This window comes from Gammaproteobacteria bacterium, assembly GCA_040183005.1.
Classification (GTDB): Bacteria; Pseudomonadota; Gammaproteobacteria.
The window spans coordinates 63,627-78,235 of sequence record JAMPIW010000005.1; the positions used below are offsets into that span (position 1 = coordinate 63,627).

Below are 14,609 nucleotides of genomic sequence, written 5' to 3' on the forward strand. Positions count from 1 at the left end.
CAAGGCGGCTCATTGAAGAGATCAAAGCCCCTGCCAGCGGCAATAGAGAATAGATTTTACACCGAGATAAGGAAGTGGTTTTTTCGATAGAAAAAACCTGTCAAGAGATTTTTAAGTTATTTTTCGTGTGAAGGGAGTGAGTAGTTACAATTAGAGTTTAAAAACAATGCGGTACCGCTGCGCAATGCACGTTTGATGATTATGCTGCCGGAGGGTGCGACTTATGTGGATGGAAGCAGCTCACTGGATAACCGCTCCTTGCCTGACCCGGAAATAATCAATGGCGCGCTGACCTATGCCCTGGATAACATTCCAGTGGACTGGCAGGCAACGATAGCCTTCAAGGCCGTGCTTGGCACCAGCACTGGCAACGCCGACACGCTGACCAGCAAGGCTATGCTTATTTTCGATACGCCAACCAAAAACAATCAGCGCACACCCATAGCGGAAAACACTATTCTAAAAAAAGTATCGGAAACATCGCGCAGTGCCAATGAGTTCACTTTGCAACCGACATTTTCTCCACTTGATGTCTCGTTGCACGAAACAGACAAGGGCCTGTTAAACGCGCTGGTAGAACAAATAAAATCACTGGAAAACATCCGTGTCACCGTAACCGGGCATACCGACAATTCACAGGTTCTCCAACGCAGCCGCGACAGATTTTCAGACAACCACGCCTTGTCGATAGGCCGCGCCACCAGCGTGGCACGTTATTTGATGAAAATTCTGCATCTTACTCCCGAACAGATCACCACCATCGGCAAGGGGAAGGATGAGCCGGTAGCGAGCAATAAAACGGGTCGGGGGCGCGCCTTGAACCGGCGCGTGGAGATTCGCGTCACAGCCGACAAGGTGATACGCAATACCGTATTTCAACCATCAGAAATCGCCGGGGAGGCACAAGCCATCAAGACAGAAGGATTGCTTCCTGGAGAAACATGGCAGCAACCCCAAACCAGTCCACCCAGCGAGAGTACTGTAAAACCCAGCTATGACGCTTCCTGGCTTGAAACTGCGCCGCCAGGAGTGGAATGGCTGGCGCCGGATGTTGGTGATTTGCCGTCCATCCCCAGCCTCAACATCACCCTAAAACATGCGCCCGACGACAAAGTAACCTTGCTGAAAGACGGCATCGCAGTAAGCAACCTTAACTTCGACCGGACGATAAAAAGCACTGCCGGAACAACAGCGATCAGTTACTGGCGCGGCATCCCCTTGACAGAGGGAGACAACCGCTTCGAGTTTGTCGCAGTCAACGCCCTCGGCGAAGAAATCGCACGTATAACGCGGAGCATCCATTACTCCAGCCCGCCGGTGCGTGCCGAGTTAATCAAAGACAAATCTTCCTTGCTCGCCGATGGCCTGACCACACCGGTCATTGCAGTGCGCCTTCTGGACCGTGACGGCCACCCGGCGCGCGAGGGCATCAGCGGTGAATTCATGATCAACCCGCCTTACCGTGCGGCAGTTAAATCTGGATATAAAACATCCGTCATGCCTGGCGCACCGGAAGAGCGAAATTATTACAAAGTCGGTAAAGATGGCGTTGCATTGATCAATCTCGACCCCACAACCGAAGTGGGCGAAGTCAGGTTACGCCTGCCATTTTATCAAGGTGCTGGTGAAATAAATGCACGGCTGATTCCAAAAAAGCGCGACTGGATCCTGGTGGGCTTCGCGGAGGGAACAGCGGGATTTAACGTATTAAGTGGCAATACCCAGCCGCTGCGCGGCAATGCCGCCGAGGAACATCTCTATCAGGACGGCCGTGTCGCCCTGTATGCCAAAGGGCGAATTGATAGCAAATGGCTAATGACCATGGCATATGACAGTAGCAAACAGGCGCAAGGTTCCCAACCCAACCTGTTCGGAACCATTAACCCCGGCACATACTATACGCTGTATGGCGACAACAGCACGCAGCGCTTCGATGCCGCGAGTAAGAAAAAGATTTACCTCAAAATCGAGCGCGATGAATTTTATGCCTTGTTCGGCGATTTCAACACCAACCTGACCTCGATTGAACTATCACGTTATAGCCGCAGCATCACCGGGTTAAAATCCGAGTATAACGATGAAAAATATAAGGTGACAATGTTTGCAAGCCAGTCTGGTCAGGTTTTCAAAAAAGATGAGATTCGCGGCGAAGGGACATCCGGACTGTACCGTTTATCAAGCAGAAATATAGTCATTAATTCCGAAAAAATCAGGATAGAAACCCGCGACCGCTTTCGCAGCGAAGTCATACTTTCTTCCAGGGCATTATCCCGCAACAGTCACTACACCATCAATTATGACAACGGCACGCTGTTTTTCAGGGAGCCGGTATTCAGTACCGACGAGAATCTCAATCATGTATTTATCGTCGTCGATTTTGAATCGAATGACGGGAGCACACAGGCCCAGGTATATGGAGGGCGGGCAGAAGCAAAGATCAACCCCGATCTTACGCTGGGAGTAACGCATATCAATGAAGGCAAGGCCAATGCCAATACGGGCACCGATGCGAGTCTGAGCGGCGTTGATATGAAATACCAGTTCACTCCAGAAACAGGCGCCAGACTGGAATATGCCCACTCAACTAAAGCCTCGGCAGAAGACGCCTATCTGGCACAGATAGAACACCGCTCAAAAAATATCGACGGCAAGGCCTATCTGCGTCAAGTCGACTCCGGATTTGGCCTGGGACAGATCAACAACTCGGAGAATGGCACACGCAAGATGGGGGTGGAAGGTATCTACCGCCTCTTTGACAACACCAGCTTGCGCGGCAATATTTATCGCCAAAGCAATCTGGCCACTGGCACGATGCGTGATTTTGTCGAATCGCAAGGTAACGTTACCCTCGGAGACACCAGTCTGCGCGCCGGTTTACGTTCCGTAACGGACACCTTGGGCACGGGCGAAAAGAAAAACTCTGAGCTAATCACCGCAGGCATCACACAAAAAGTGATAAAAGACACCCTCAGTGTTCGCGCGGATCGGGAACAGCCCATCGGCGCTGCCGCCAGCACCGACTTCCCGGCACGCACCCGCCTCGGCGTGGACTACAAGATATCCGCCGATACCTCGCTGTTCGCGGAACAGGAATGGGCTAATGGTGCGTTGCGCGACACGCAAAATACCCGTGTTGGCTTGAAAACCACGCCATGGACAGGGAGTGATGTTTTTACGTCCGTAACCCAATCGCAGATGGACAATACGGCGCGGACACTGGCCAATATGGGATTGCGTCAGCGCTGGAAAATCAATCCCGAGTGGAGCGCCGACGCCGGGCTGGAACGCGGTAAAACCTTGAGCGGACAGGATGTCGCACCGCTCAATACCAACGTGCCCTTTTCCAGCGGCACCGCAGCCAGCGGCGACTTTACCGCCGCCTCGGTTGGCACAAGTTGGCAACCGGAGAAGTGGTTATGGAATATGCGGCTTGAATACCGTGATTCCGCAACCGATAACCGCTGGAACATGCTCTCGTCTTTGCAAACTGAACTTGGCAGCGATCTGGGTCTGCTGGCCGGGTTACAGGTACTCGACACCAGGAGCGTGGCAGGATTGCACACCCTGAGCAGCAATCTGCGCCTTGGAGCCGCCTGGCGCCCTATGCATAGCAAATGGATCATTCTCGACAGACTAGACTTCATCCGGGAAATCAAAACAGGATCACCGCAAGGGCTTGGCAGCATACGCATTATTAATAACATGAATGCCAATTATATAATCGCCCACAAATTTCAGATCTCGATTCAGTATGGCGCAAAACATGTGCGCGAAAAAATTGATGAACGAGATTACAGCGGCTATACCGATTTAACTGGCCTGGAAGGGCGTTACGACTTGAACAAAAGCTGGGATGTCGGCGTCCGCGCCAGCGTTCTACATTCATGGAACGCCAACCAGTATGACTCATCCTACGGCGCATCCATCGGCCACAACCTGATGGAAAACATGTGGCTTTCGGCTGGCTACAATTTTGCAGGGTTTATCGACCAGGATTTCTCGAAGAACCGTTACACCAGCGCCGGACCGTTTGTTCAGATGCGTATGAAATTTGATCAACAATCGATTCGTGACGTGGTGCGGTGGGGAAATAATTAGGGATTTATATTTAAAATGAACCAGACGCATCTATCGTGATCATGTCCTTCTCACAACGTTTCACCTTAACTCGGTCACTGGCGGGGCGAATGATTCAGCTCGTCCTTCTCTGTGTCCTATTACTGTCCGCTTCCGGCACCGTACAGGCCGCGATCACATATGTTAAAACGGTGGGTACTGTCAATGCCAAGGGGGCATCATCCACCACAACCACTTTCACTGTCGGCGCAAGCGGCGCCAGCGCGGGCAATAACATCATTATTGCTATCGTCGTGGGCTTCTCCGCTGGCGAGGATGCGGTTGTTCCGGCCTGTACCGATACGAAGGGAAATACCTACACCACGGATGTTGATTTCTTCAATCAAGCAACAGCGGCGACTCGAACGGCTATTTGCTCATCAAGACTCACAACATCGCTTACTACCGGCGATATTATCACCGTGACGCATGCCAGCCAGCCAGCCAGGGCATTAAGCGTCGACGAATTTTCCGGCTTGGCTGCGACAAACCCGCTTGATAAAACGGCGGGCGGTTTTGGAAGTTCTCTAAACGCACTATCCGCGCTGACCGCAACCACGACGCAGGCCGACGAGCTTGTCTTTGGCGCAGTTGGGGTGAGAGGTCCCGTGACTGAGGCCTACACCAAAGGCGCAAGCTACACCGCCCTTACTCGGGACGGGACAACAGGGTCATCCGCCACTGGCAATCGCACTATCAATCCGGAATATAAAATCGTTTCCTCGACGGGCACCTATGCCGCCGATGGGACATTGGAAACAAGCACTGGTTGGATAGCCGTGGTGGCCACCTATAAGGCGGCGGCTGTCACCACCACCCTCGGTAACGGTACCGACCCGGGTAACAGCAGCCTCGCCCCCGGCGGCGCGGCCACCAACGCAGGAGCCTTCTCGTTCCAGACCAGCAGCGGCACCGACATCATCACCGCCGCTACGGTGACCCTGGCCGCCGGCACCTCAGGCGGATTGAGCCTGGTGGAAATCACCAACAGCGCCGGCACCACTGTCTATGGCTCTGTGACCAACCCTGCCAGCAACACCCCGGCGATCACACTCTCGACCAACACCCTGACCGCCACCACCACGCTCACTGAATACCGCATCCGCGTAACACCCAAGACCCACGCCAATATGCCCGCGCCCGCCGGTTCCAGCTATGCGGTGACGGCGCGCATCAGTGCCTGGAGCAGTTCCTATATTCAGGCCGGCTCCGACACGGCAGGCACCACCGTGACCATCGACAACCTCTCACCAGGCAATGTCACTGCATCCACAGCAACGGCGGGAAATGCGCAGGTAGCTTTGAGCTGGACCAATCCCGCCGATGCCGACCTGAACAGCATCATCGTGCTACGCCGCGCCACCTCGGCGGTGGCTGACGTGCCAGTGGAAGGCGCTACCTACACGGTCGGCAACACCATCGGCACTGCAACCGTGGCCTGTGTGGTCGCCAGTCCTGGCACTTCATGCTCCGACACGGGATTGACCAACGGCACGGCCTACAACTACAAGATCTTTGCCAAGGACAGCAATGGCAACTACTCCGCCACCGGCGTGGTGCCCACCGGTTCGCCGGTAACGCCCTCTCTCTGCCCAGGGAATGTAGTTACCACTACAGCCGACACCGGCACCAATTCATTGCGCGAATGTATAAACACTGCAAATCTCAACCCCGGCACCACTATCAGCTTCAACATACCCGGCCCGGGCAATCAGTCAGCAGGTGCCGATTCGTGGTGGCGGATCACGCCGCTCACCTGGCTACCCGGCATCATCGCCTCCAATACCATTATCGACGGCACGACCCAAACCGCCAATCAGGGCAACACCAACAGCCTCGGCCCTGAGATCGAAATCAACGGCGCCACAGTCGGCGGCGTCGGGCTTGATGGCTTCGGTGTCAGTTCACCGGCGAGTAATGTCACCATCAAAGGATTCATCATTAACCAATGGTCGGGGGCGGGGATTTCGCTCTGGACTGGCACAGGAACGGTTACCGGCAATTACATAGGCACTAATTACGCGGGCACTGCCGCGCTGGCGAATACCGGTTACGGCATCTACGTGAATTCCAATGGCAATACCATTGGCGGCACCACGGCGGCGGCGCGTAATGTCATCGCGGGCAATGGTGGCCCCGGTATCCGCATCGTCGGTAACAGCAATACTGTTCAAGGCAATTACATCGGGGTGAATGCCACTGCTGGCGGTACGCTCGCCAATGCTTCCGACGGTATCCAGATAACAGCCACCGCCACCGGCAACACCATCGGCGGCACAGTGGCCGGTGCGGGTAACGTTATCTCGGGCAATACGGGTGGGGGAATCAGTAATATTTCTTCTGGTTCAAACTCGGTGCAGGGCAATTATATCGGTACCAACACGAGTAGTGCGTCACTCCCCAATGGGGGCGATGGCCTCTATACCTCCGCCGGGACCGTGAATCTCGGCAATGCCTCGGAGGCGCAATCCAATATCATCGGCCCCAATACTGGCGTCGGCATCAATCTGGCGGGTGGCACTGTCAACCTGGCTGGCACCGTCACCGTGAATGATGATGTCACGCTCTCCACCGGCACACTGGCCATGGGCAACGCAACCTTGAATGTCTCGGGCAATTGGACGCGCACCAGCGCTACGGTCACGCCGGGTACGTCGACCGTTAATCTCAACGGCACCACCAACCAGACTATCACCAGCGGCGGGGCCTCGTTCTTTAATCTGACGCTCAATAACACCGGCGCGGCTGGCAGTGACAAAGCGATCATTTCCGGCACCCTAACCACCAGCGGCGCATTGACCGTGACCGATGGCACACTCGACATCGGCACCAACAACCCCGCCGTCAACACGGCGGGAAATGTCACTATTTCAACCGCCGGAAGTATTAATGTCACAGGGCGTACGGGTACTGCTTGGATATTCAATGGAACCTCTACATTCACGGACAGCTCCAGCACCGGACCTCAGCAGCTTGGAAGCATCACCGTCGGTGGCAGCAGTTCGACATTGAATCTGGCCAGCTCCATGAAAGTGTGGTCGATGAGCATCAATGCGGGTAACACCGCCAATCTTGGATCGGGAGGGTACACACTTGAAATCACCATAGGCGGAACGCCTTTGTGGAACGCGGGTACATTCACGGCGGGAATATCCACAGTCAGGTATACGGGGTATTTGGCAGGGGTAACGGTGGCGCCGAATGCGACCTTCAACAGCTTGGAGTTGGCCCCTGGCGGCGCCGCCACATATTCATTAGGCAACGCCACCACGGTTACAGGAAACCTCACGATCGGCGCCAACACCTCCTTTACCACCACCGCCAGCAACTACGCCCTGAACGTAGCGGGCAACTGGAGCAACAGCGGGACATTTACCGCCAATAGCGGCACGGTGACTTTGAATGGGACTAATCAAACCATCACCGGCAACACCACCTTCAACAATTTCACCAAGAGCGTTTCAAGCGCCGCAACCCTTACCTTCGTCGCGGGCAGCACAACCACCATCAACGGTCTGGCGACGATCAATGGCGCTTCCGGGCAATTATTGAGCCTGCGCTCCTCTGTGAATGGAACGCGCTGGAACATCAGATTCGCTGGAACAAAATCCATCTCATTTGTGGATGTAAGGGACTCCGATGCATCAGGCTCGGCCGTGGCCAACAAACCCGTGTCGCCCGCAAGCTCCAGCGATGGCGGCAATAACATCTCCTGGTTTGGGAGCGCCATCAACGGCACAGTTTACATCGATGAAGGTGTGACCAACATCGGTGCCGGCAAGACGGTCAGACTGATCAAAAATGGCGTCGACGCCGGCAGCACCACCACTGATGCCAGCGGCGTGTATTCGATCACGCCGGCAGCGCTCGTCGCCGGTGATGCTTTGCTGGTCTATATCGACGGCGATGCCACTTATAAAGGCACCACGGTCACGGTTTCCAACGGAGCGACGCTCTCAGGCCTCAACATCTATGCCAGTTACGTCATCACCCGCCACGACAACGCAGGTAGCCTCAGTAATGCCAATATGGGCACTGCGAAGGGGGCATATGTTGATACGGACATCTACTACTCGGTAACGGGCGGCGCGCTCACGGTCAGCGGCACGGGTACGGTGCTGTATATCCCCGCCACCCATAGCTATGCGCCGGGCGGCAACATCACCACACCGAACATGACCAGCGTCGGTACTTTCAATGGCGGCAGCGGCAGCATTACCGTCAATGGCATCTTCACGCTTGCTGGAGGAACCTTCACCAGCACCAGCGGCACCTTTACCGTGGGACGCGTCGCGTCGTCTAGCGAGACCATTTTCACCGTGTCCGGCGGCACATTCAATCACAACAACGGCACCGTGCAATTCAGCCCCGCCACCAGCAATGCTTGTGCAACGCAAACTTATACCGTTAGCGTGGTGGCGCCGTTGACCCTCTATAACATCGATGCCAAAGCGATCACCCCAGCCAGCTGCGGGAATATTCAAAATTTGACGACCAGCGGCGGCGCCATTATCGCCGCCAATAATTTCACCCACACTGACGGTGGATTGCAAGGCGCCTGGGAGGTATGGGGTAACCTGACCGTGGCCAGTAAGGCCGGAGGCGGGGCGGGAACGCTGACCATGAATGGCAACGGTGCCCAGACCTATGCCTACACCGCTGGGGGCACTACCGCAAACCTGGTGATCAACACCAGCGGCACCGTCGCCCCCGCCGGTGGAACCACCGCCCTGAAAACCGCATTATTTACCTTAACCAGCGGTACGTTTACCGCCCCCAGCGGTACCTTTACCGTGGGACGCGTCGCGTCGGCCAGCGAGACCATTTTCACCGTGTCCGGCGGCACATTCAATCACAACAACGGCACCGTGCAATTCAGCCCCGCCACCAGCAATGCTTGTGCAACGCAAACTTATACCGTTAGCGTGGTGGCGCCGTTGACCCTCTATAACATCGATGCCAAAGCGATCACCCCAGCCAGCTGCGGGAATATTCAAAATTTGACGACCAGCGGCGGCGCCATTATCGCCGCCAATAATTTCACCCACACTGACGGCGGATTGCAAGGCGCCTGGGAGGCCCAAGGAAATATAAGCGTTGCCGCCACTGCGCGTGGCGGCAACGCCACGATCGGTTTCACCGGCGCAGGCAATCAGACCTTTACCAACAGTGGTGGTAACGAACCGGATGGCAACTACACGGTAAACAAAACCGCCGGTACGGTCACGCTGGCCTCGGCCCTTAACCTCAACGCCGCCAGTCAGGCACTCACCATTACAGCGGGTACGCTGGACATTGCCAGTTATAACCTGACGGTGACCAGCACCTTGACGGTCGGTGCTTCCGGCACGCTGCAACTGCAAGGCGGCGAGACTGTCACCGCCACCACCAAGACCTTCAATGCTGGCAGCACCGTGATATATAACGGCGGCGGCACCTATGCCTCGCTGGCTGCGGGCAACACCTATTCCAATCTCACCTTCAATAACGCTGCGGGTTCGTGGACACACACCACCGCCTTGACCGCCAGCAACCTTACCATCACTGCGGGTACGCTCAACAGCAGCGGGCAAAACGTCAACGTCTCGGGTAACTGGAGCAACAGCGGTACATACACCCCCGGCGCCAACACTGTCACGTTCAACGGCACCGCGCAATCCATCACCGGCAACACCACCTTCAACAATTTCACCAAGTCGGTGGCAGCGGCCCAGACACTCACCTTCGCCGCCGGAAGCACCCAGACCTTTGGCGGCACCATCAGCCTGCAAGGGGCCAGTGGTCAGCTCCTGTCGCTGCGCTCATCCACCCCCGGCACACGCTGGAATTTTATAGCCAACGCCAGTGCCACCAAGGCTATTTCGTACGTCAGCGTCGCGGATTCAGATGCCTCGGGCTCGGCGGCCAGTCAAAAACCAATCGGCCCCAGCAATTCCACCGATATGGGCAACAACATCGCCTGGTTTGCCATCCCCACTGTCGTGAAGAGCATGACCGTCATCAGCGACCCACTGAACAACACTACCAATCCAAAGGCGATTCCAGGGGCCATCGTTGAATACACTATCACTATCGCAAATGGCGCGGGCGCATCGACGGCAACGAATATTGTGGTAACCGACAGCCTAAATGCCAACATTACGGCGGGCAGTCTCGCATTCAACCCCAACACCTACGCCGCTGGACAAGGCGTTCAGGTCACCGCCCCCAACATCAACGGGGGTGCAGCACAGAACCTTACCAATGTAGCGGATGCCGATGCGGGCGATTTCAACGTGACAGGGGCGAATACGGTTACGGTATCCGGCATCACTCTGGCGGCAGGGCAGTCGGCCACAGTTAAATTTCGGGTGACCGTGCAGTAGGTCAGCGATCTACTTTGCTTTGCTCAAGGTGCTGCTTACTGCAGAAGTAATGATCGTTATCGCGCACCGCTTCGATTTTGGGGATATGCAGGCCACATTGCTCGCAGCGCACCATATCGCCAGGTTCAGGTGGAATGCGGGATGACGTTTTGGAAGGACGGTTGAGATAGCGTTTGACTATGCGAAAAATCAGCCAAATCGCCACCGCCAGTAGGATGACGCGGAGAAGGTTCATACGGTTCCGACGTTAGTGGTCGGGGTGAGAGGATTCGAACCTCCGGCCCCTAGCTCCCGAAGCTAGTGCTCTACCAGGCTGAGCTACACCCCGTCGTCAACGTTAATGACTGCGGTTCACAGAAAATTCTGCCAAGGCGTACAACGCATCCCGGTAAGGAGAATCGGGAATCACCGAGAGCGCCTCGGTGGCCTTGCGGGCCTCCGCTTGCGCAGAGCGCGCAGTGTACGCGATAGCGCCGGTAGATTCAATGGCCTGCGTGACCGCAACGATATTTTCCCGCCCGCCGTTTTCGATAGCATGGCGAATGATAGCCGCCTCCTCCGGCGTGCCGGTGCGCATGGCATGGATCAGCGGCAGGGTGGGCTTGCCTTCGGCGAGGTCATCGCCGACATTTTTGCCCATTTCTTGCGATGAAGCACTGTAATCCAGCACGTCATCGATGAGCTGAAAAGCCGTGCCCAGATGCATCCCATAGGCGGCCATGGCGCACTCCTCCTCCTCCGGGCGCCCGCTGATCACTGCGCCAAGCCGTGCGGAAGCCTCGAACAGCTTGGCCGTTTTGCAATGGATCACGTTGAGATAACGCTCTTCAGTAGTATCGGCATCGTGGCAGTTGAGCAATTGCATCACCTCGCCTTCGGCAATGGTATTGGTGACGTGGGCCAGAATCTCCATGACCCGCATGCTGCGCACGTCCACCATCATCTCGAAAGACCGGGAATACAGGAAATCGCCCACCAGCACGCTGGCTTCGTTACCCCAGATGGCATTGGCAGTATCCCTGCCCCTGCGCAGCTCCGAACCGTCCACCACGTCGTCATGCAGCAGCGTGGCGGTGTGGATGAATTCAATGACTGCGGCAAGATCGACATGATGCGCCCCGCCGTAATCAAAGGCGCGCGCGCTCAATAACACCAGTTTCGGGCGCAGGCGCTTGCCACCGCTGTTGATGATGTAATGCCCAAGCTGATTAATAAGTACAACATCAGAGTGCAGCCGTTTGCGGATCAATGCGTCAACGGCGCGCAGGTCATCCTCAATCAGAGCGCTTACGGTTTCGAGGCTCATCATTGCCTTGTTATAACGATAATGGATACTGTTTTTGGCGAGTTCTGGCATGCTGCCATTGTAGAAGTTATAAACGACGCCTTACAAGGGCTAGTTCATACTGAAATCCAAGTTTGTTTCAAGATTATCGTTTGACCTTTTTCCCGTCGGACGTTAGAATTGACGTTTTACCAAAGCCTGAAGGCGAAAAACCGTTTGCGCCGGGGCTTGGTTACGCACAAGAATTTGGGGAGATAAAGAATTTATGTACGCGGTGATTATGAGCGGCGGAAAGCAGTACCGGGTTACCGAAGGCGACGTGCTGAAGGTTGAGACACTGGCGGTTGAAGAAGGCGCCTCGCTCGACTTTGATCAGGTGTTGATGGTCGCCAATGGTGACGATATCAAAATCGGCGCCCCTTATGTTGCTGGCGGCAAAGTAACAGCCACCGTCAAATCGCACGGGCGCGGCGAGAAAATCAAAATCGTCAAGATGCGTCGCCGCAAGCATTACCGAAACATAACCGGGCACCGCCAGAATTACACGGAATTGCAGATCACCGGCATCAGCGCTGGTTAAGCCCCTAAAGTTATCAACACGTTACTGAGGTCATACACAAATGGCACATAAAAAAGCAGGCGGCTCTACTCGCAACGGCCGTGATTCAGAATCAAAACGTCTTGGCGTCAAATGCTTTGGCAGCGAGCGCGTACTGGCCGGCAACATCATTGTCAGGCAACGCGGCACGCACTTTAACCCCGGCGTAAATGTTGGCTGCGGCCGCGATCATACCCTGTTTGCCAAAGCTGCGGGCACCGTGGTATTCGCAACCAAGGGACCTCACAGCCGCAGGGTTGTAAGCGTCATCCCTGATTAAAGAGCGGTTTAGTACTGCGTCCCGCAAAAAGCCCCGTCCTAGCACGGGGTTTTTTGTTGCGCAGATTGATATCCTCGCGATTTGCCACCACTATAAGCAAAATCCCTGAAACACCTGCCACTACGCGCCCATCCACCGCATTCAAGGGCGAAACCCCGGGAAACATCCCTTTCAGCCTAGGCAAACGAACCAGATAACACCCAGAGATACCAGAATATGAAATTTATCGATGAAGCAACTATCCAGGTTTTGGGCGGTGATGGCGGCAGCGGCTGCGTCGGCTTCCGCCGCGAGAAATTTATCCCTTTCGGTGGCCCGGATGGCGGCGACGGTGGTGATGGCGGCAGCGTCTACCTGATCGTAAATTCCGGGCTGAACACCTTGGCGGATTTCCGTTTCACTCGCCAATTTCGCGCCGAATCCGGCCAAAGGGGCATGGGCAGCGACTGTAGAGGCAAAGGTGGCGATGATTTATATGTCCCGGTACCCCTGGGCACGGTAGTGATTGACGCCGACACCGACGAGGTGATGGGCGATCTCACAGTGGACGGGCAAACTTTGCTGGTGGCGAAGGGCGGCTGGCACGGCTTGGGCAACGCCCGCTTCAAGAGCAGCACTAACCGCACTCCGCGGCAATTCACCCCAGGCACACCGGGTGACGAGCGCAACTTGCGCCTGGAGCTGAAACTGCTTGCCGATGTGGGCCTGCTGGGTATGCCCAACGCCGGCAAATCGACCTTGATCCGCGCCATATCGGCGGCGCGCCCCAAGGTGGCGGATTATCCGTTTACCACGCTCCACCCCAATCTTGGCGTTGTCAGCGTTGAGCCACACCGCAGTTTTGTGGTGGCTGACATCCCAGGGCTGATCGAAGGAGCGGCGGAAGGTGCGGGGCTAGGCATTCAGTTTCTCAAACACCTGTCGCGCACGTCCCTGCTGCTGCATCTGGTGGATGTCGCCCCCTTCGGCGACACCTCCGACCCCGTGGAGGATGTGCGCAAACTGGAAGGCGAGCTGCAAAAATTCAGCTCTGAACTCGCCACGCGCGAGCGCTGGCTGGTGCTGAACAAGGTCGACCTTCTGCCCCCGGAAGAGCGTGAAGAGCGCTGCCAGAAAATCATTCAAGGACTAGACTGGACCGGACCGGTGTTCCGTATCTCCGCCATCAAGGGCGAAGGGACAAAAGAACTGGCATACCGACTCATGGAGCATCTGGAGCAGAAGCAGGAGGCCAGTGAGTCACCTTTAACCCCATCAGCCACTGACACCTCCCCCTCTAGCTGACAACCGGAACCCAGAAAGCACTGCGATAGCTCACTGAACATAGGGGGCGATTTGGGCCGTTTTTAGGTTGAATCGCCAAACAAAATGGGCGTATTGTTAGCATATGGGGATAACCGGGTAAATATCAGCTACATTAGCAATCATGCAACTAACCTTATATACCGATTACTCGCTTCGGGTACTGCTTTATCTCGGCATACACAAAGACGAGAAGGCGACCATCAGCGAGATCGCGGATTATTTCAAAATCTCGCGCAACCACCTGGTTAAGGTAGTGCATAACCTCGCCAACTGCGATTACATCCATACCATGCGTGGCAAGGGCGGAGGAATGTACTTGGCGCGCGCCCCTGAAGAGATCAATGTCGGCGACGTCATCCGGCATACTGAACCGAATTTCCACGTTGTCGAGTGCTACAACACCCAAGCCAGCCATTGCCCGGTCGTCAAAACGTGCAGCCTGATTGGCGTGCTAAATAACGCCATGACCAGTTTCTTCTCCGTTCTGGACCAATATACCCTGGCAGATCTTCTTAAAAAGCAAGATGTCATTAGCGCGCCGCTTCAGTTCATCCCCTCTCTCTCCAGGGCGCATCAAACCATCGAAATAAAACGGGCAAAGAGCACCCAGAAAAATTGATTGCTTATGGTAGGGTGCGTCCCGCGACCCCTACGCCACGC

8 protein-coding genes and 1 tRNA gene are annotated in these 14,609 nt (G+C 55.6%); 6 read left to right on the top strand and 3 right to left on the bottom strand.

The window, feature by feature from the left end; all coding sequences use genetic code 11:
- The first annotated feature begins 195 nt into the window (after positions 1-195).
- Together M3A44_05545 and M3A44_05550 are read left to right on the top strand one after the other, a co-directional pair.
- Positions 196-4,098: an OmpA family protein gene (locus M3A44_05545; protein MEQ6341119.1), complete on the top strand. Its 3,903-nt coding sequence runs from the start codon at positions 196-198 to the stop codon at positions 4,096-4,098.
- 89 nt (positions 4,099-4,187) lie between these two features.
- Positions 4,188-10,481, top strand: a complete 6,294-nt coding sequence (locus M3A44_05550) for a hypothetical protein (protein ID MEQ6341120.1) — start codon at positions 4,188-4,190, stop codon at positions 10,479-10,481.
- 1 nt (position 10,482) lies between these two features.
- Here the strand turns inward: M3A44_05550 and M3A44_05555 are convergent, their stop codons facing one another.
- From M3A44_05555 to ispB, 3 genes are all read right to left on the bottom strand, one after another.
- A complete protein-coding gene (locus M3A44_05555) occupies positions 10,483-10,716 on the bottom strand; it encodes a hypothetical protein (GenBank protein MEQ6341121.1) in 234 nt (77 codons plus the stop codon).
- Between the two features lie 16 nt (positions 10,717-10,732).
- Positions 10,733-10,809: transfer RNA gene (locus M3A44_05560), tRNA-Pro, on the bottom strand.
- 9 nt (positions 10,810-10,818) lie between these two features.
- On the bottom strand, positions 10,819-11,787 hold the full coding sequence (gene ispB, locus M3A44_05565; GenBank protein ID MEQ6341122.1) for an octaprenyl diphosphate synthase: 969 nt from the start codon (positions 11,785-11,787) through the stop codon (positions 10,819-10,821).
- A gap of 244 nt (positions 11,788-12,031) precedes the next feature.
- Between ispB and rplU the strand changes: the two genes are divergently transcribed.
- The 4 genes from rplU to M3A44_05585 all read left to right on the top strand — a co-directional run bounded on the left by rplU (position 12,032) and on the right by M3A44_05585 (position 14,568).
- Positions 12,032-12,346: a 50S ribosomal protein L21 gene (gene rplU, locus M3A44_05570; GenBank protein ID MEQ6341123.1), complete on the top strand. Its 315-nt coding sequence runs from the start codon at positions 12,032-12,034 to the stop codon at positions 12,344-12,346.
- A gap of 40 nt (positions 12,347-12,386) precedes the next feature.
- Positions 12,387-12,644: a 50S ribosomal protein L27 gene (rpmA, locus tag M3A44_05575; GenBank protein ID MEQ6341124.1), complete on the top strand. Its 258-nt coding sequence runs from the start codon at positions 12,387-12,389 to the stop codon at positions 12,642-12,644.
- Between the two features lie 216 nt (positions 12,645-12,860).
- Positions 12,861-13,928, top strand: a complete 1,068-nt coding sequence (gene obgE, locus M3A44_05580; GenBank protein MEQ6341125.1) for a GTPase ObgE — start codon at positions 12,861-12,863, stop codon at positions 13,926-13,928.
- 142 nt (positions 13,929-14,070) lie between these two features.
- Positions 14,071-14,568, top strand: a complete 498-nt coding sequence (locus tag M3A44_05585) for an Rrf2 family transcriptional regulator (GenBank protein MEQ6341126.1) — start codon at positions 14,071-14,073, stop codon at positions 14,566-14,568.
- Positions 14,569-14,609: the final 41 nt, after the last annotated feature.

Bases quoted from the DNA above. Each gene is read 5' to 3' on its own strand.
- M3A44_05550 (MEQ6341120.1), top strand. From the start codon at position 4,188: ATGATTCAGCTCGTCCTTCTCTGTGTCCTATTACTGTCCGCTTCCGGC.
- obgE (MEQ6341125.1), top strand. From the start codon at position 12,861: ATGAAATTTATCGATGAAGCAACTATCCAGGTTTTGGGCGGTGATGGC.
- ispB (MEQ6341122.1), bottom strand. From the start codon at position 11,787: ATGAGCCTCGAAACCGTAAGCGCTCTGATTGAGGATGACCTGCGCGCC.
- rplU (MEQ6341123.1), top strand. From the start codon at position 12,032: ATGTACGCGGTGATTATGAGCGGCGGAAAGCAGTACCGGGTTACCGAA.
- M3A44_05585 (MEQ6341126.1), top strand. From the start codon at position 14,071: ATGCAACTAACCTTATATACCGATTACTCGCTTCGGGTACTGCTTTAT.
- M3A44_05555 (MEQ6341121.1), bottom strand. From the start codon at position 10,716: ATGAACCTTCTCCGCGTCATCCTACTGGCGGTGGCGATTTGGCTGATT.
- M3A44_05545 (MEQ6341119.1), top strand. From the start codon at position 196: ATGATTATGCTGCCGGAGGGTGCGACTTATGTGGATGGAAGCAGCTCA.
- rpmA (MEQ6341124.1), top strand. From the start codon at position 12,387: ATGGCACATAAAAAAGCAGGCGGCTCTACTCGCAACGGCCGTGATTCA.